The organism is Streptomyces sp. NPDC003456 (assembly GCF_042878735.1).
GTDB lineage: Bacteria > Actinomycetota > Actinomycetes > Streptomycetales > Streptomycetaceae > Streptomyces.
Window position 1 is genome coordinate 528218 of record NZ_JBIAOK010000003.1, and the last position, 16537, is coordinate 544754.

The 16537-nt window shown below is 73.3% G+C and carries 17 protein-coding genes; 12 read left to right on the forward strand and 5 right to left on the reverse strand.

What is annotated here, in order from left to right; genetic code table 11:
• Positions 1-13: 13 nt before the first annotated feature.
• From ybeY to era, 6 genes are all read left to right on the forward strand, one after another.
• Complete coding sequence (gene ybeY / locus ACFYWG_RS13335; protein WP_190898580.1) at positions 14-511, forward strand: rRNA maturation RNase YbeY; 498 nt, start codon at positions 14-16, stop codon at positions 509-511.
• Between the two features lie 9 nt (positions 512-520).
• Positions 521-1825 carry a hemolysin family protein gene (locus tag ACFYWG_RS13340; RefSeq protein WP_389201232.1) on the forward strand — a complete coding sequence of 435 codons (1305 nt, stop codon included), beginning with the start codon at positions 521-523 and terminating at the stop codon, positions 1823-1825.
• Positions 1822-2181, forward strand: a complete 360-nt coding sequence (locus ACFYWG_RS13345; protein ID WP_383501603.1) for an MmcQ/YjbR family DNA-binding protein — start codon at positions 1822-1824, stop codon at positions 2179-2181. The genes ACFYWG_RS13340 and ACFYWG_RS13345 overlap by 4 nt, the downstream gene beginning before the upstream one ends.
• Positions 2182-2201: 20 nt before the next feature.
• The gene (locus ACFYWG_RS13350) at positions 2202-2555 is read left to right on the forward strand and encodes a cytidine deaminase (RefSeq protein ID WP_376323072.1); all 354 of its coding nucleotides are present in this window, start codon (positions 2202-2204) and stop codon (positions 2553-2555) included.
• Between the two features lie 42 nt (positions 2556-2597).
• On the forward strand, positions 2598-3080 hold the full coding sequence (locus ACFYWG_RS13355) for a hypothetical protein (protein WP_389201236.1): 483 nt from the start codon (positions 2598-2600) through the stop codon (positions 3078-3080).
• A 97-nt stretch (positions 3081-3177) separates the two neighbouring features.
• Positions 3178-4131 (forward strand): GTPase Era, encoded by a 954-nt coding sequence (gene era / locus ACFYWG_RS13360; protein ID WP_376323076.1) that lies wholly within the window; start codon positions 3178-3180, stop codon positions 4129-4131.
• Between the two features lie 9 nt (positions 4132-4140).
• Here era and ACFYWG_RS13365 read toward each other — a convergent pair whose 3' ends face one another.
• From ACFYWG_RS13365 to ACFYWG_RS13380, 4 genes are all read right to left on the reverse strand, one after another.
• Positions 4141-4587 carry an ATP-binding protein gene (locus ACFYWG_RS13365; protein ID WP_383501596.1) on the reverse strand — a complete coding sequence of 149 codons (447 nt, stop codon included), beginning with the start codon at positions 4585-4587 and terminating at the stop codon, positions 4141-4143.
• Between the two features lie 156 nt (positions 4588-4743).
• Positions 4744-6066, reverse strand: a complete 1323-nt coding sequence (locus ACFYWG_RS13370; protein ID WP_389201239.1) for a GH1 family beta-glucosidase — start codon at positions 6064-6066, stop codon at positions 4744-4746.
• Between the two features lie 58 nt (positions 6067-6124).
• On the reverse strand, positions 6125-6391 hold the full coding sequence (locus ACFYWG_RS13375) for a protealysin inhibitor emfourin (RefSeq protein WP_376323081.1): 267 nt from the start codon (positions 6389-6391) through the stop codon (positions 6125-6127).
• A gap of 20 nt (positions 6392-6411) precedes the next feature.
• Positions 6412-7473 (reverse strand): M4 family metallopeptidase, encoded by a 1062-nt coding sequence (locus ACFYWG_RS13380; protein ID WP_389201242.1) that lies wholly within the window; start codon positions 7471-7473, stop codon positions 6412-6414.
• 320 nt (positions 7474-7793) lie between these two features.
• Here ACFYWG_RS13380 and leuA point away from each other — a divergent pair, with 320 nt between their 5' ends.
• The 5 genes from leuA to ACFYWG_RS13405 all read left to right on the forward strand — a co-directional run bounded on the left by leuA (position 7794) and on the right by ACFYWG_RS13405 (position 14596).
• Positions 7794-9515 (forward strand): 2-isopropylmalate synthase, encoded by a 1722-nt coding sequence (leuA, locus tag ACFYWG_RS13385; protein WP_385413367.1) that lies wholly within the window; start codon positions 7794-7796, stop codon positions 9513-9515.
• Positions 9516-9701: 186 nt separating this feature from the next.
• The gene (locus tag ACFYWG_RS13390) at positions 9702-10400 is read left to right on the forward strand and encodes a TerB family tellurite resistance protein (RefSeq protein WP_389201244.1); all 699 of its coding nucleotides are present in this window, start codon (positions 9702-9704) and stop codon (positions 10398-10400) included.
• A gap of 152 nt (positions 10401-10552) precedes the next feature.
• Positions 10553-12643, forward strand: a complete 2091-nt coding sequence (locus tag ACFYWG_RS13395) for an MMPL family transporter (RefSeq protein WP_389201245.1) — start codon at positions 10553-10555, stop codon at positions 12641-12643.
• A 49-nt stretch (positions 12644-12692) separates the two neighbouring features.
• Entirely contained in the window at positions 12693-13937 is a 1245-nt protein-coding gene (locus ACFYWG_RS13400) for a sensor histidine kinase (protein WP_383501578.1), read from the forward strand.
• On the forward strand, positions 13934-14596 hold the full coding sequence (locus ACFYWG_RS13405) for a response regulator (RefSeq protein ID WP_389201248.1): 663 nt from the start codon (positions 13934-13936) through the stop codon (positions 14594-14596). Before ACFYWG_RS13400 ends, ACFYWG_RS13405 begins: the two co-directional genes overlap by 4 nt.
• A gap of 74 nt (positions 14597-14670) precedes the next feature.
• Here ACFYWG_RS13405 and ACFYWG_RS13410 read toward each other — a convergent pair whose 3' ends face one another.
• Positions 14671-15603, reverse strand: a complete 933-nt coding sequence (locus tag ACFYWG_RS13410; RefSeq protein ID WP_385413358.1) for a dihydrodipicolinate synthase family protein — start codon at positions 15601-15603, stop codon at positions 14671-14673.
• A 209-nt stretch (positions 15604-15812) separates the two neighbouring features.
• On the opposite strand from ACFYWG_RS13410, the gene ACFYWG_RS13415 reads away from it, so the two are divergent.
• Complete coding sequence (locus ACFYWG_RS13415) at positions 15813-16259, forward strand: protein phosphatase (RefSeq protein ID WP_389201250.1); 447 nt, start codon at positions 15813-15815, stop codon at positions 16257-16259.
• Positions 16260-16537 lie beyond the last annotated feature (278 nt).

The following is a 16537-nucleotide window of genomic DNA, read 5'->3' on the forward strand; positions in this document are numbered from 1 at the left end:
CAAGCACAACACCATGTCGATCGACGTCAACAACGAGTCCGGTACCGAGGTCGACGAGCAGGCGATCCTCGACATCGCCCGCTACGCGCTCGCCAGGATGCGCATCCACCCGCTCTCCGAACTGTCGGTGATCGTCGTGGACGCCGACGCCATGGAGCAGCTGCACATCCAGTGGATGGACCTCCCGGGCCCGACGGATGTCATGTCCTTCCCCATGGACGAGCTGCGTCCGCCGTCCAAGGACGACGACGAGCCGCCGCAGGGCCTGCTCGGCGACATCGTGCTGTGCCCCGAGGTCGCCGAGAAGCAGGGCAAGGACGCGGAGACACAGCACTCCATGGACGAGGAGCTCCAGCTGCTCACCGTCCACGGAGTGCTGCATCTGCTGGGCTACGACCACGAGGAGCCGGACGAGAAGGCCGAGATGTTCGGCCTGCAGGCGGCCATCGTGGACGGCTGGCGCGCGGAGCGGGGCCTGACCGGCCCGTCCCCGGCGCCGACGGTCTCGTAGCGCCCGCCGATGAGTCCTCAACTCGCTCTGGGCGCCGTCGCCCTGGTCGTCGTGGCCTGGCTGGCCGCCTGCGCGGAGGCGGGCCTCGCCCGCGTCTCCAGCTTCCGCGCCGAGGAGGCCGTGCGCTCGGGCCGCCGCGGCAGCGCCAAGCTCTCCCAGGTCGCCGCCGACCCGACCCGCTATCTGAACGTGGCGCTGCTGGTCCGCGTCGCCTGCGAGATGGCCGCCGCCGCGCTCATCACCTACGGCTGCCTCCAGGAGTTCGACGGCACGACCGAGGCACTGCTGGTCGCCATCGCGGTCATGGTGCTCGTGTCGTACGTCGCCGTCGGCGTCTCCCCGCGCACCATCGGCCGCCAGCACCCGCTGAACACCGCGACGGTCTCGGCCTACGTCCTGGTGCCGCTGGCGCGGATCATGGGCCCGATCCCCTCGCTGCTCATCCTCATCGGCAACGCCCTCACCCCCGGCAAGGGCTTCCGGCGCGGCCCGTTCGCCTCCGAGGCGGAGCTGCGGGCGCTGGTCGACCTCGCCGAGAAGGAGTCGCTCATCGAGGACGAGGAGCGCCGCATGGTGCACTCGGTCTTCGAGCTGGGCGACACCCTCGTCCGCGAGGTCATGGTGCCGCGCACGGACCTGGTGGTCATCGAGCGCTTCAAGACCATCCGCCAGGCCCTCACCCTCGCCCTGCGCTCGGGCTTCTCCCGCATCCCGGTGACCGGCGAGAGCGAGGACGACATCGTCGGCATCGTGTACCTGAAGGACCTGGTCCGCAGGACGCACATCAGCCGGGACGCCGAGACCGAGCAGGTGTCCACGGCCATGCGGCCCGCGTTCTTCGTGCCCGACACCAAGAACGCCGGTGACCTGCTGCGCGAGATGCAGAAGGAACGCAACCACGTCGCCGTCGTCATCGACGAGTACGGCGGCACCGCCGGCATCGTCACCATCGAGGACATCCTCGAGGAGATCGTCGGCGAGATCACCGACGAGTACGACCGCGAACTGCCCCCGGTGGAGGACCTCGGCAAGGACCGCTTCCGGGTCACCGCCCGCCTCGACATCGGCGACCTGGGCGAGCTGTACGGCCTGGAGGAGTTCGACGACGAGGACGTCGAGACGGTCGGCGGCCTGCTCGCCAAGCAACTGGGCCGGGTCCCCATCGCCGGGGCGTCGTCCGTGGTCGCCCTGCCCGACGGGCGCGAGCTCAGGCTGACCGCGGAGGCCGCGGCCGGCCGCCGGAACAAGATCGTGACCGTCCTGGTCGAGCCGGTGGAGCCCGAGGAACCGCCGCGGGAGGAGCAGGCGGAGTGACCCCCCAGGAGCTGCGCGCGCTCTGCCTGTCCTTCGAGGCGGCCGAGGAGGACTTCCCGTTCCGCCCGGAGATCTCGGTCTTCAAGGTGTGCGGGAAGCTCTTCGCCCTGTCGTCCCTGGACGCGCGCCCCCTGACGGTCAACCTCAAGTGCGACCCGGACGAGGCCGTCCGCCTCCGGCGGGAGTACGAGGGGCTCGTGGTGCCCGGCTGGCACATGAACAAGCGCCACTGGAACACCGTCACGGCCGACGGGGACCTCCCCGACCGGCTGGTCCGCGAACTCGTCGAGGACTCCTACGACCTGGTCGTCGCCGGCCTCCCCCGCGCGGACCGCCTCCGCCTGGACCGGCCCTGACCCTTCCGTATGCTCGGATCATGACCGACAGCAGCGCGCTCGACCCCGAGGACCGCAAGATCGTCACCCTGGCCCGCTCCGCGCGCGCCCGCAACGGCGTGCCCGAGGGCGCCGCCGTACGGGACGAGACCGGGCGGACCTACGTCGCCGGCACCGTGGCCCTCGACTCGCTGAAGCTCAGCGCCCTGCGGACGGCGGTGGCGATGGCCGTGGCCTCCGGTGCGCGCTCCCTGGAGGCGGCCGCGGTCGTCACCGACGCCGAGTCGGTCACCGACGAGGACCGGGCAGCCGTCCGGGACCTCGGCAGCGCAGGCACGCCGGTGCTCCTGGCCGGGCCCGACGGGACGGTCCGGGCCACCCTGACCGCCGGCTGACCTCCCCCCGCGACCGGGGGGAGAGAAGAGAACCGGCATCACATGAGACGCCACAGCACCACGACGGGTGCGGCCCTGGCCCTGGCGGCCGGGGCCCTCGCGGCCGGGGCGCCGGCCCTCGCCCCGGCGGCCCACGCCGTCACCCCGGCGACCGCGACGATCAGCGCCGACTGCGGCGGCTTCGGCAGCGGCCGGGGCACGCTCACCGCCACGCAGAGCGGCACCGCCGTCACCTTCACCGTCACGTCCGCGGCGATCACCGCCCCGGTCTCGCTCGGCAAGGACACCGTCACCTCCACCCTCACCCTGGTGAAGGCCGGCGGCGGCACCGTCGCCTTCACCGGCAGGGCGAACCCGGCGATGGCGGCCGGAGCCCCCGTGGAGGTCGGCCCCCTGCGCGGCACCGTCGCCCCCGGCGACCGCCTGGAGGCACACGGCGGTTCGCTGCGGCTGACCGCCTTCGGCCTCACCGCCACCTGCACGGCGGCCGGGCCGCAGTCACCCGGACCGTTCGTGTTCGACTGAACCGGAACGCGCCGTTCGGGGTGCGGGCGGCCCACGGCTCCCGGGGCCGCGGGGCCGCTGTGCGGAGCGGCCCCGTGGATCAGGGAGAATGGGCGGCATGAGTGTGCGCGCAGAGTCATCCGAGAAGTCCGGCGATACCGCCCACCGTGCCGGCTTCGCCTGCTTCGTCGGCCGCCCCAACGCGGGCAAGTCCACCCTGACGAACGCTCTGGTCGGGCAGAAGGTGGCGATCACCTCCAACCGGCCGCAGACGACCCGGCACACCGTCCGGGGCATCGTGCACCGCGAGGACGCGCAGCTGATCCTGGTGGACACCCCCGGCCTGCACAAGCCGCGCACCCTGCTCGGCGAGCGGCTGAACGACGTGGTGCGCACCACCTGGGCCGAGGTCGACGTGATCGGCTTCTGCCTGCCGGCGAACGAGAAGATCGGTCCCGGCGACCGCTTCATCGCCAAGGAGCTGGCGGGGATCAAGAAGTCGCCGAAGGTCGCGATCGTCACCAAGACCGACCTCGTCGACGGCAAGTCCCTCGCCGAGCAGCTGATCGCCGTCGACCAGCTGGGCAAGGAACTGGGCATCGAGTGGGCCGAGATCGTCCCCGTCTCGGCGGTCGGCGACCAGCAGGTCCAGCTGCTGGCGGACCTGCTGATCCCGCTGCTGCCCGAGGGCCCCGCGCTCTACCCCGAGGGCGACCTGACGGACGAGCCCGAGCAGGTCATGGTCGCCGAGCTGATCCGCGAGGCGGCCCTGGAGGGCGTCCGCGACGAGCTGCCGCACTCCATCGCCGTCGTCGTCGAGGAGATGCTGCCCCGGGAGGACCGCCCCGCGGACAAGCCCCTGCTCGACATCCACGCCAACCTCTTCATCGAGCGCTCCAGCCAGAAGGGCATCGTCATCGGCCCCAAGGGCAAGCGCCTGAAGGAGGTCGGCATCAAGTCCCGCAAGCAGATCGAGGCCCTGCTCGGCACGCCCGTCTTCCTCGACCTGCACGTGAAGGTCGCCAAGGACTGGCAGCGGGACCCCAAGCAGCTGCGCCGCCTGGGCTTCTGACCCCGGGCGCTAGGACGCCGTCGCGAAGCTCGCCCACACGGCGTTGCCGCCGGTCAGCGGCGAGCGGACGACACCCCAGGCGTCCGCCACCTCCCGGACCAGCAGCAGACCGCGCCCGCCCTCGTCGTCCGGGCCCGGGCAGCACTCGGGGATGCCGCGTCCCGTGCGGTCGCCGTCGTGGACCTCCATCCGCAGCCGGGCGTCCGCCAGCAGCTGCACCCCGCACAGGATCCGTTCGCCGAGCGTGTGCAGCACGGCGTTGGTGACCAGTTCGGACACCAGCAGCACGGCGTCGGCGCACACCTCGTCGGGCACCTGCCACGAGGTGAGCCGCTCGCGCAGGGCCCGCCGGGCCAGACCGGCGCTGGTCCGCAGCGGGGGCAGCTCCAGCCAGTCGGCGCGGCCGGGGCGGACCGCCTGGAGGAACCGTGGGGTGGACGTCGCGTGGGGGGACACGGGGGTCGCCTTCCGTGGGGGGTGGAAGAACAGGCGAGGGCGGCGCGAGCGGTCGGTGAGCGGGCCGGGGCGGTCGGTTCGGGGATCCGGCCGCGGATCACCCGTGCCACTATGCTCGCAGTGCAGTTCACCCTGCAACCGTCTCCGCGGTGCGCATCAGTCCTTCACCGCCCGGGACTTCAGCATGTCCTGGTACCAGCGGTACGAGGACTTCGGCGTGCGCTCCTGGGTGCCGAAGTCGACGTGGACCAAACCGAAGCGGCGTGCGTACCCCTCCGCCCACTCGAAGTTGTCGAGCAGGGACCACACGAAGTAGCCGCGCACGTCGACGCCCGCCTCCACCGCCTCGTGCAGGGCCCGCACATGGCCGTCGAGGTAGGCGATGCGGTCCTGGTCGTCCAGGCCCGGGTAGGAGCAGCCGTTCTCGGTGATGACGATCGGCGGGAGCCGGTCGCCGTAGCGGTCGCGGAACGCGGTGAGCACCTCGGTGAGGCCCTCGGGCACCACCGGCCACCCGAAGTCGGTGACCGGCCGGCCCTCGATCCGCCGCACGGAGAACGGCAGTTCCGCGGGCATGGCGATGCCGCCGAACTCGATCTCCGCGCCCTGCGGGGCGCCCACCCTGGTCGGGGCGTAGTAGTTGATCCCGTACCAGTCGAGGGGCTCGGCGATCACCTCCAGGTCGGCGGCGACGTCGCCGGGCATCAGCTCGCCGATGCCGTCCGGGTAGCGGCCCAGCAGCAGCGGGTCCGCGAACAGGCGGTTCAGCAGCAGGTCGTAGAAGTCGGCGGCCTCCCGGTCCGCCGACTCGTCCGAGGCCGGCCAGGTCGGCCCGTGCGAGTTGGCGATCCCGATGTCGCTCGCGCCCGCCGCCCGCAGGGCCCGCACGCCCAGCCCGTGGGCCAGCAGCTGGTGGTGCGCGACCGGCAGCGCGTCGAACAGCAGCCGCCTGCCGGGGGCGTGCACGCCCAGGGCGTGGCCCAGCAGGGTGTGCTCCGCCGGCTCGTTGAGGGTGATCCACTTGGTCACGCGGTCGCCGAGCCGGCCGGCCACCACGTCGACGTAGTCGGCGAAGCGGGCGGCGGTGTCCCGCTCCAGCCAGTCCAGGTCCGCCGGCAGGTCCCAGTGGAACAGCGTGGGCACCGGGCGGACGCCCGCCGCGCACAACTCGTCCACCAGCCGGTCGTAGAAGTCCAGTCCCTTGTCCGCACGCACCCGCGGCCACGACACCGAGAAGCGGTACGCGTCCACGCCGAGGTCCGCCAGAAGCGCCACGTCCTCGCGGTGGCGGCGGACGTGGTCGCAGGCCACCTCCGCCGTCGATCCGTCCTTGACCCGTCCCGGCTCGGCCGTGAAGGCGTCCCACACGGAGGGCTCGCGCAGCCCCGCCGCGCCCTCGATCTGGTGCGCCGAGGTGGACACGCCCCAGAGGAAACCGGCCGGGAAGCGGGGGATCGCCTTGCCTGCGTCAGTCGCCATGCGCCGGATCATCCGTACCGCCGGTGAGGGAAGTCAACGGCCCGTGCCCGACGGGCCGTCACGCCCCTTCCTTCAGCACGCGCGAGATGAGTCTGCGCTGCTCGTCCGTCAGCCGCGGGTCGGCCGCGTACACCGTCCTGCCGTCGACGGAGATCTGGTAGCTGAACCCGTCCGGGACGCCGACCGGAGGGGTGCTCCGGCCCGCCGCGACGGCCTGCTCGGCCAGGGCGTGCCATTCGCCGGCGTCGGAGCGGTCCGAGGTGTCGACCTCGGCGTACCGCTCGATGCCCGCGAACCCGCCCGTGCGCCTCACCTGAATCCGCATGGCACCTGTCTAGTACGGAACTACAGGGTCCGCACCCCGACCCGCTCCCACGCCTTCGACACGGCGTCCAGCTCCTCCCCGTCCCCGAACCGCGCCCGGGCGGCCTCGACGGTGAGCCTGGCGAAGTCCGCGAACAGCGCCTGCTGCCCCAGCTCGCCGCCGGTCAGCACGTCGTACCAAATCTGCCCCGCCCGCTCCCAGGCGTGGCCGCCCAGGGCCGTGGCGGCGAGGTAGAAGGCGTGGTTGGGGATGCCCGAGTTGATGTGGACACCGCCGTTGTCCCGTCCCGTGCGCACGAACTCGTCCATCGTCGCGGGCTGCGGGTCCTTGCCCAGCACGTCGTCGTCGTAGGCGGTGCCCGGGGCCTTCATCGAGCGCAGGGCCGTACCCGTCACCCGCGGGGCGAGCAGGCCCGCGCCGATCAGCCAGTCGGCCTCGGCGGCGGTCTGGCCGAGCGTGTACTGCTTGATCAGCGCGCCGAAGACGTCCGAGAGGGACTCGTTGAGCGCGCCCGGCTGTCCGAAGTAGGTGAGGTTGGCGGTGTACTGCGTGACGCCGTGCGCCAGTTCGTGGCCGATCACGTCGACCGGGATGGTGAAGTCGAGGAAGATCTCGCCGTCCCCGTCCCCGAAGACCATCTGCTCGCCGTTCCAGAAGGCGTTGTTGTAGTCGCGGTCGTAGTGCACGGTCGCGTTCAGCGGCAGGCCGTCGCCGTCGATCGAGTCGCGGCGGTAGGCGTTCAGGAACAGCTCGAAGGTGGCGCCGAGGCCGGCGTAGGCGCGGTTGACGGTCGCGTCCCGGCCGGGTTCGTCACCCTCGGCGCGGACCGGGTGGCCGGGCAGGTCGGTGCCGTGCCGGGCGTCGTGGATCGTGCGCCGCGGGCGGCCCTCGGCGGCGGAGGGGACGGCCGCGGCCCCGAGGACCGTGGTGAGGCGGCGCCGGGTGCGCTCGAAGGCGTCGCGCTGCAGGGTGCGGCGGGCCGGACCGGCGAGCGCGGGGTCCTCGGCCCGGGCCAGCCGGTCGAGGACATGGGGCGGGACGATGGTGCAGAAGACGGGCTCGAAGCCCCCGTGAGTCGTCATGCCCGGCACCTTCGCACTGCGTGACCGCCCTGTCACCACTCGCCACCATGATTGGTGAAATACCGGGACAACGTTGTTCACGGGCTGTAGCAGGGTGGTATGGCGCACTTTTTGTCCCGTATGGGCGTCCGGTCCCGCATACTGATACGACCCCGCGCGCCGGAGGCGGCTCGGCTAGCATGCTGCGCATCATGCGTTTCGGGCTGCTTCTCCTTAGCTGCCGCGGCGAGGGCCTGTAGTCGAGGCCGACTCCCTCCCCGCGGAGCTTGGTGCTGCGTCGTCGGCCGTCCTTCCGGACACCCTTGAGGAGCCACCGCATCATGGCCAACCGCCAGCAGCCCAGTTCCATGCCGATCCACAAGTACGGCCGCTACGAGCAGGTCGACATCCCGGACCGCACCTGGCCGGAGCAGCGCATCACCACCGCCCCCCGCTGGCTCTCCACCGACCTGCGCGACGGCAACCAGGCGCTGATCGACCCCATGTCGCCCGCCCGCAAGCGCGCCATGTTCGATCTGCTGGTGAAGATGGGCTACAAGGAGATCGAGGTCGGCTTCCCGGCGTCCGGCCAGACCGACTTCGACTTCGTGCGCTCCATCATCGAGGAGCCCGGCGCCATCCCCGACGACGTCACCATCTCCGTACTGACCCAGGCCCGCGAGGACCTGATCGAGCGCACGGTGGAGTCGCTGAAGGGCGCCAGGCGCGCCACCGTCCACCTGTACAACGCCACCGCGCCGGTCTTCCGCCGGGTCGTCTTCCGCGGCTCCCGGGACGACATCAAGCAGATCGCCGTCGACGGCACCCGCCTGGTCATGGAGTACGCCGAGAAGCTGCTGGGCCCGGAGACCGAGTTCGGCTACCAATACAGCCCCGAGATCTTCACCGACACCGAGCTGGACTTCGCCCTGGAGGTCTGCGAGGCGGTGATGGACGTCTACCAGCCGGGCCCGGGCCGCGAGATCATCCTGAACCTGCCCGCCACCGTCGAGCGCTCCACGCCCTCCACGCACGCCGACCGCTTCGAGTGGATGGGCCGCAACCTCTCCCGCCGCGAGTACGTCTGCCTGTCGATCCACCCGCACAACGACCGCGGCACCGCCGTCGCCGCCGCCGAACTGGCGCTGATGGCCGGCGCCGACCGCGTCGAGGGCTGCCTGTTCGGCCAGGGCGAGCGCACCGGCAACGTCGACCTGGTCACCCTGGGCATGAACCTGTTCTCCCAGGGCGTCGACCCGCAGATCGACTTCTCCGACATCGACGAGATCCGTCGCACGTGGGAGTACTGCAACCAGATGGAGGTCCACCCGCGCCACCCCTACGTGGGCGACCTGGTCTACACGTCCTTCTCCGGCTCCCACCAGGACGCCATCAAGAAGGGCTTCGACGCCATGGAGGCCGACGCGAAGGCCCGGGGCGTCACCGTCGACGACATCGAGTGGGCCGTGCCGTACCTGCCCATCGACCCCAAGGACGTCGGCCGCTCCTACGAGGCGGTCATCCGGGTCAACTCGCAGTCCGGCAAGGGCGGTATCGCCTACGTCCTGAAGAACGACCACAAGCTGGAACTGCCCCGCCGGATGCAGATCGAGTTCTCGAAGATCATCCAGGCGAAGACCGACGCCGAGGGCGGCGAGGTCACCCCGAAGGACATCTGGGCCGTCTTCCAGGACGAGTACCTGCCCAACCCGCAGAACCCCTGGGGCCGGATCCAGGTCAGGAACGGGCAGTCCACCACGGACCGCGACGGCGTCGACACGCTCACCGTCGAGGCCACCGTCGACGGCCGGGACACCGTGCTGACCGGTACCGGCAACGGCCCCATCTCGGCCTTCTTCGACGCGCTGCAGTCCATCGGCATCGACGTACGCCTGCTGGACTACCAGGAGCACACGATGAGCGAGGGCGCCTCCGCGCAGGCCGCCTCCTACATCGAGTGCGCGATCGGCGACAAGGTCCTGTGGGGCATCGGGATCGACGCGAACACCACGCGGGCCTCGCTGAAGGCCGTCGTCTCGGCCGTCAACCGCACGACGCGCTGACCAGCCCCCCAGGCGATTCCCGGGCTCCGTCCGCCGTCGTCCGGCGGGCGGAGCCCCGTCACATACCGGCCAATTGCTGTGCGGGTCACGGAAAGGTCTCCTCCGGGGTGCTGACTCCTCGTCCCGGATGTGGCTAACATCACGCAAGCGCGGCGACGTTGCCGTGCCGCGTGACGGAGGTGCGACGTGCTGCCAGGACGGGGACGAAACGGCCGTGCCGCCGGGCTTGCCCGCATCCTGGGCACCCGCACCGCGTGGACACCCGCCGGTGACGGGGAGTTCTTCTGCCCCGGCTGCGGCGGTGACCGCAACTACCAGCGGCTGACCGGGCAGCGGCGCTTCGCCGTGTGCGGGGTGCCCGTCCTGCCGCGCGGCGAGACCGGACCGGTCGTCGAGTGCGCCGCCTGCCGCCGCCACTTCGGCACCGACGTCCTGGACCACCCCACCACCACCCGCTTCTCCGCCATGCTCCGCGACGCCGTGCACACCGTCGCCCTGGCCGTGCTCGCCGCGGGCGGCGCCTCCTCCCGCACGGCACTGGAGGCCGCGGTGCTCGCCGTGCGCGCGGCCGGCTTCGACGACTGCACGGAGGAGCAGCTGGCCGCCCTGGTCGAGGCGCTGGAGGCGGACACCGGCCGCATCACCGGCCAACCCTGCGGCGCCGGACTGGCCATAGAGCTCCACGAGGCCCTGGACCCGCTCGCCCCGCACCTGGCCACCGTCGGACGCGAGTCGATCCTGCTGCAGGGCGCCCGCATCGCCCTGGCGGACGGCCCCTACACCCCGGCCGAGCGGGACGTCCTCGCCACCGTCGGAGCGGCCCTGACGCTCTGCACCGACGACGTCACCCGGCTGCTGGCCGCCGCCGCGCGCACGCCCTCCTGAGCCCCGCGCCCTCTACTCCCCGGGGAGTAGAGCGCGGCCCGTACCGCCCCGGGCGGTAGTGCCCGGCTCGCCCTCACGGCCGACGCGTCCGCCCTCCCGCGCCGGGAGTCTGGAGTCCGTTCCAGACACCCGGACCGGAGGGAGAGCGGCTGATGGGGGACACGAGGACAACCGCACGGCGGCGGGCCGTGCCCTGGGCGGTGGTCGGCCTGTGGGTGGCCGCGCTCGTGCTGATGGGGCCGTTCGCCGGGAAGTTCTCCGGCATCCAGCAGAACCGCGCGGTGGACTACCTGCCCGACAGCGCCGACTCGACCCAGGTGGCCCGCGTCCAGGACCGGTTGCCCGGCGGGGAGTCGACCGACCTGGTGGTCGTCTACCACCGCGACGGCGGCCTCACCGACGCCGACCGCCGCACGGCCGCCGGGCAGATCGACCGGGTGCGCGCCGCCCACGACCTGACCGCCGAGCCGCGGGGCGTCCCCTCGGCGGACGGCACCACCCTGATGTACCCGGTCTCCAGCACCGGGCCCGGCCACGACGACGACGCCCGGGACGCGTTCGTCGACGCGGTGCGGGACACCGCCGAGGGCGGCGGCGGGCTGAGCGTCGAGGTCGGCGGGCCCGGGGCGCTGAACACCGACATGAACAAGGTGTTCGCCACGCTCGACGCCACCTTGCTCTGGGCGACCCTCGGCGTCGTCACCGTGCTGCTCGTCCTCATCTACCGCAGCCCCTTCCTCTGGCTCGTCCCGCTGGCCGTCGCCGGGGCCGCCGCCACACTGGCGATGGCCGCCGGGTACGGACTGCACGAACTGGCCGGCATCACCGTCACCGGCCAGAGCGGCGGGGTGATGACCGTGCTGGTGCTCGGCGCCGGCACCGACTACGCCCTGCTGATCGTCTCCCGCTACCGCGAGGAACTCCGGCGCCACGAACGGCCGTACGACGCCATGCGCGCCGCCCTGCGCGGCTGCGGCCCGGCGGTCCTCGCCTCCTCCGCGACGGTCGCCGCCGGACTGCTGTGCCTGCTCGCCGCCGACCTCAACAGCAGCCGCGGCATGGGCCCGGTCGGCGTGGTCGGGGTGCTCGCCGCGCTGGCCGCCATGACGACCCTGCTGCCGGCCGTGCTGGTGCTGCTCGGCCGGCGCGTCTTCTGGCCGCTGATCCCCGCCTACGGCAGTCGACCCCGGCTGCGGCGCTCCCTGTTCGGGGCGATGGGCACCTCGGCGACCCGCCGGCCCGTCACCGTCCTGGTCGGCGGGGCCGCCCTGCTCGGTGCCCTCGCGCTCGCCACGCTCAACCTGTCCGGCAGCCTCAAGCAGGAGGACTCCTTCACCGAGCGGCCCGAGTCCATCAGCGCGACGCGGACCCTCGCCGCCGCGTACCCCGAGCGCAGCAGCCGGCCCGTGACCGTCGTCGCCCCCGACGGGCGGACCGCGACGGTCCTGGCCCGCGCCCGCGCCACCGAGGGCGTCGCCGAGGCGGTGCCCGGGCGCAGCGGCTCGGGCTGGACGGAGATCGCCGTCTTCACCACCGCCCCGCCCGAGAGCCCCGGCGAGACGCGGACCATCGCGGCGCTGCGCGACGGGCTCGATCCCGAGGGCGCGTACGTGGGCGGGCCCAGCGCCCAGCAGATCGACCTGGCCCACAGCGAGGCGCGGGACCGGAAGGTGATCGTGCCGCTGGTGCTGGCCGCGGTGTTCGTCATCCTCGTCGCGCTGCTGCGCAGCCTCGTCGCGCCGCTGCTGCTGCTCGCGGCCGTGGTCGCCGTGTGGGGCGCGGCGCTCGGCATCGGCGGGCTGGTCTTCGAGCCGGTCCTCGGCTTCGGCGGGAACGATCCCGGGCTGGGACTGCTGTCCTTCGTGTTCCTGGTCGCCCTCGGGGTGGACTACGGCATCTTCCTGATGCACCGCATGCGCGAGGAGTCCGTGCGCGGAGCCGCCCCGGAGGCCGCCGCGCTCACCGCCCTGCGTACGACCGGCGGGGTCATCGCCTCCGCCGGGATCGTGCTGGCGGCCACCTTCGCCGTGCTGACCACCCTGCCGATGGTCGCACTCGTCGAACTCGGCTTCGTCATCGCCGTCGGCGTGCTGCTGGACACGTTCCTGGTACGCACCTACCTGGTGACCACGGCCAGTGTGCTGCTGAAGCGGCGGGTGTGGTGGCCGGGCAGGCTCTCACGCGCACCGCGGGCGGCGGCCGGACCGGCCGAGCGGGAGACCGTCCCCGCGCACGCCCCCTGACCGACAGCGGCGTCCCTCCCCTCCCGGAGGGACGCCCTCCTCGTCGAGGATGACCACCGTGCAGTCCTCCACCACCCCCGCGGCCACCACCCGGCCGCGGCTCGCCGAGCGGATCCTGGCCGCCGTCAACCGCGACCCCCTGACCGCCCCGCACGCCCGGCGCAACGACACCGTCCTCGCCGGGGCGGCCGCCGCCCTCGCCGTCGCCCTGGCCCTGCTCGTCGACGACGGCCGCCGGCCCGACGCACTCGGCTGGGCCCTGCTGCTGGCCTGCCACCTGCCGCTGCCGTGGCGGCGGCGCAACCCGCTGCTCGTCCTGCTCGCGGTCGTGGTCTGCGTGGGCCCGTACCACGCCCTCGACCACACCCACCCCGCGCCGACGCCGGCCACCTACATCGCGCTGTACACGGTCGCCGTCACCGGTCGTCCCCTGCGCACCGTCCTGGTCGGGACGGGGGTCATCACCCTCTCCGTGAGCGTGATGCTCACCGTCAGCACCCACGAGGCGCTGGAACTGCTGAAGATCTCCGGGTGGGTCGTCGCCGTGCTCTTCTTCGGCGTCGACGTGCGCTTCTACCGCCAGTACGTCGCCTCCATCGTCGAACGCGCCGAACGGGCCGAACGCACCCGGGACGAGGAGGCCCGGCGGCGGGTCGCCGAGGAGCGGCTGCGCATCGCCCGCGACCTGCACGACCTGCTCGCGCACAGCATCACCCTGATCGGCGTGCAGACCTCCGTCGCCGCCCACGTGCTGGCGGCCGATCCCGGGCGGCTGGACCGGGAGGCGGTCGCCAGGGCCCTGGACGACATCGCCGAGACCTGCCGCAACGCCCGCGGCGAACTCCGCACGACGCTGGAGGTCCTGCGCGAGCACGGCTCCCCGGACGGCCGCGGCCCGCTGCCCGGCCTGGACGGGCTGGCCGACCTCGCCGAGGCGGCGCGGCTCGCCGGGGCCCGGGTCGAGCAGACCGTGCGGACACGGCGGGCGCCGCCCGCGGTCGGGGCCGCCGCCTACCGCATCGTCCAGGAGGCCCTGACCAACGCCGTGCGGCACGCCGGACCCGGACCGGCCGTCCACGTCGAAGTGGAGGAGAGGCACGGGGCGTTGCACCTGACGGTCAGCGACGACGGCACCGGCCCGGCCCCGGGCGGCACGCCGGGCTTCGGGCTGGTCGGCATGCGCGAGCGGGCCCGCAGCGTGGGTGGCACTCTCGACGCCGGACCGCGCGGCGGGGGCGGGTTCGAGGTGACGGCGGTCCTGCCGCTGACCACGACGGGGGAGAGAACCGGATGACGGTACGGGTGCTGCTCGCGGACGACCAGACGCTGGTGCGGGAGGCGTTCGCGATGCTCGTCGACTCCGCCGCGGACATGGAGGTCGTCGGCCGGGCCGCCACCGGCCGGCAGGCCGTCGAACTCGCCCGCAGCCAGCGCGCCGACCTCGTCGTGATGGACATCCGCATGCCCGACCTCGACGGCATCGAGGCCACCCGGCTCATCGCCGCCGACGAGGACCTCGCCGGGGTGCGCGTGCTGGTGCTGACCACGTACGACACCGACGAGAACATCGTGGACGCGCTGCGGGCCGGCGCCTCCGGCTTCCTGGTCAAGGACACCCGGCCGGCCGAACTCCTCGACGCCATCCGGACGGTGGCGGCCGGGGAGTCGCTGCTGTCGCCGGGGCCGACGGCCAGGCTGATCGAGCGGTTCCTGCGCAGCCCGGCCGTACCGCGCCCGGGCGGGCCCGACTGCCTGTCCGGGCGTGAGCGGGAGGTGCTGGCGCTGGTCGCCCGCGGCCTGAACAACACCGAGATCGCCGACGCGCTGGGCCTGAGCCCGCTGACCGCCAAGACCCACGTCAGCCGCATCATGGGCAAGCTGAAGGCCAGGGACCGGGCCCAACTGGTCATCGTCGCCTACGAGTCGGGGATCGTCAGGCCCGGGGACGGCTGAACGGGCCGCGCGCGGGCGGCCGGTCCGCGCCCGGCTCCGGCCCCGCACGGCGGTCCCTGGCCGCCACCGGTGCCTCAGAGCAGCCCGGCCGCGGTGAGGTGCCGGGCGACCCGCTCCACCTCCTCCGGCGACAGCGGCACCTGCGGCTCGGCCGTCACGGGGCAGTCGATGACGCCCCGCAGGTGCAGGGCGGCCTTGAAGGCCCCGACGGCCGAGGAGTTCGGGCCCATGCGCCCCGGGTCCCCGGCCGACACCAGCCCGAACAGCGCGCACAGCCGCTCCTGTTCGGCACGGGCCCCCCGGAGGTCGCCGGCGCGGTGCAGCCGGTCCAGGCGCACGTAGCCGGCCGGGTCGACGTTGCCCAGGCCGGGCACGGCCCCGTCGGCGCCCATCGCCAGGGCCGCGTCCACCAGCAGCTCGGAGCCGGTCAGCACGCTGAACCCGGAGACGGCCCGGTGGTCCCGGGCCCCGGTGACGACGCTGCGGAAACCGGCCAGGTCGCCGCTGGAGTCCTTCAGCCCGGCGAGCACCCCGTCGGCGGCCAGTTCCAGGACCACCTCCGCCGGCAGCTTCGTGTGGACGGCGACGGGGATGTCGTAGGCGAGGACGGGCACCGGGCTCGCCGCCGCGACCGCGCGGTAGTGCCGGGCGATCTCCGCCGGGTGGGTGCGGGCGTAGAACGGGGCGGTCACGACGACGGCCTGCGCACCCGCCGCCGTGACGGCGGCGACGTGGTCCAGGACGCGGGGGGTCGTCATGTCGATCGCCCCGGCCAGCAGGGGAAGCCGACCGCCCAGGTGCGCGGCGACCGACTCGACGACCAGCCGCCGCTGTGCGTCCGTCAGGTACGCGGCCTCGGAGGTCGAGCCGAGCACGAACAGCCCGTGCACCCCGCCGGCCACCAGGTGGTCGACGAGCCGGAGCAGCGAGGGGACGTCCACCTCGCGGTCCGGTGTCAGGGGCGTGCAGACGGGCGGGACGACACCGGTCCACGGGGCGTCGGGCATGGAGCCTCCATCGGTCGTGCCGGTGGACGGGATCGCGGGCCGGGCCCGTCCTCACGCCCACGATGGTGGCAGCGCGAGCGGTGCGCGCGCCGATACGGCGCTCCCGCCTCTCCTTCGGCTGTCGGTGAACCGGGTTGCCGATGCGGGGCGGTGGGGCTGGGATGGAGCGGCCGGGACCGGCGAGGAGCGCGGTGGAGGGAGCGGGCGGCATGGACGGGGCCGACGGCTTGTGGGGCGAGGGCGCCGCCGGTGTCCTGCGCCTGCCCTCCGGCCGTCTGGTCCGCGGCCGGGGCCTGCGCCGGCCGCTCGATCCGGCTGCCCCCGCTCCGGCCTACGGCCTGTACCTGCTGGGCGGACCGCCGCCCCAGGTCCCCTGGGAGGCGGACTGGCTCCGCTGGCCCGACTTCCGCCTCCCGGCGGACCGGACGGCCGCCCGCACCGCACTGACCCGGGCGTGGGAACGGGCCGCCGGGGAACGCGTGGAGATCGCCTGCGGCGGCGGCCGCGGACGTACGGGCACGGCCCTGGCCTGCCTCGCCGTCCTGGACGGCGTCCCCGGCCCGGAGGCGGTGGCGTACGTCCGCCGCCACTACGACCGGCACGCGGTGGAGACGCCCTGGCAGCGGCGGTACGTACGCCGGTTCGGCGAGGGCTGAACGCCCCGCCCGGTCCCGCTCCGGACAACTTCCGTGCCGGGCGGAAGGGTTGCCCTGGCACCCGCGCAGGGCTCCGCACCGCTCGCCGACGCCCGACGCCGACGTCCCTGTGCCACCCCGCACTTGTCCGGCACAGACCCTCCCCGAGTGTAGACGCGCAGCGTCACCGGGAAGCGGCGAAGAGTGAAAGTGGGGAAGGGAGGGGAGCACGGCAAGACCAGGTCAGCGGCGCTCGGCGCCACGGAAGCGGAGGATGCGGTGAAGGAATTGCGGGCAGC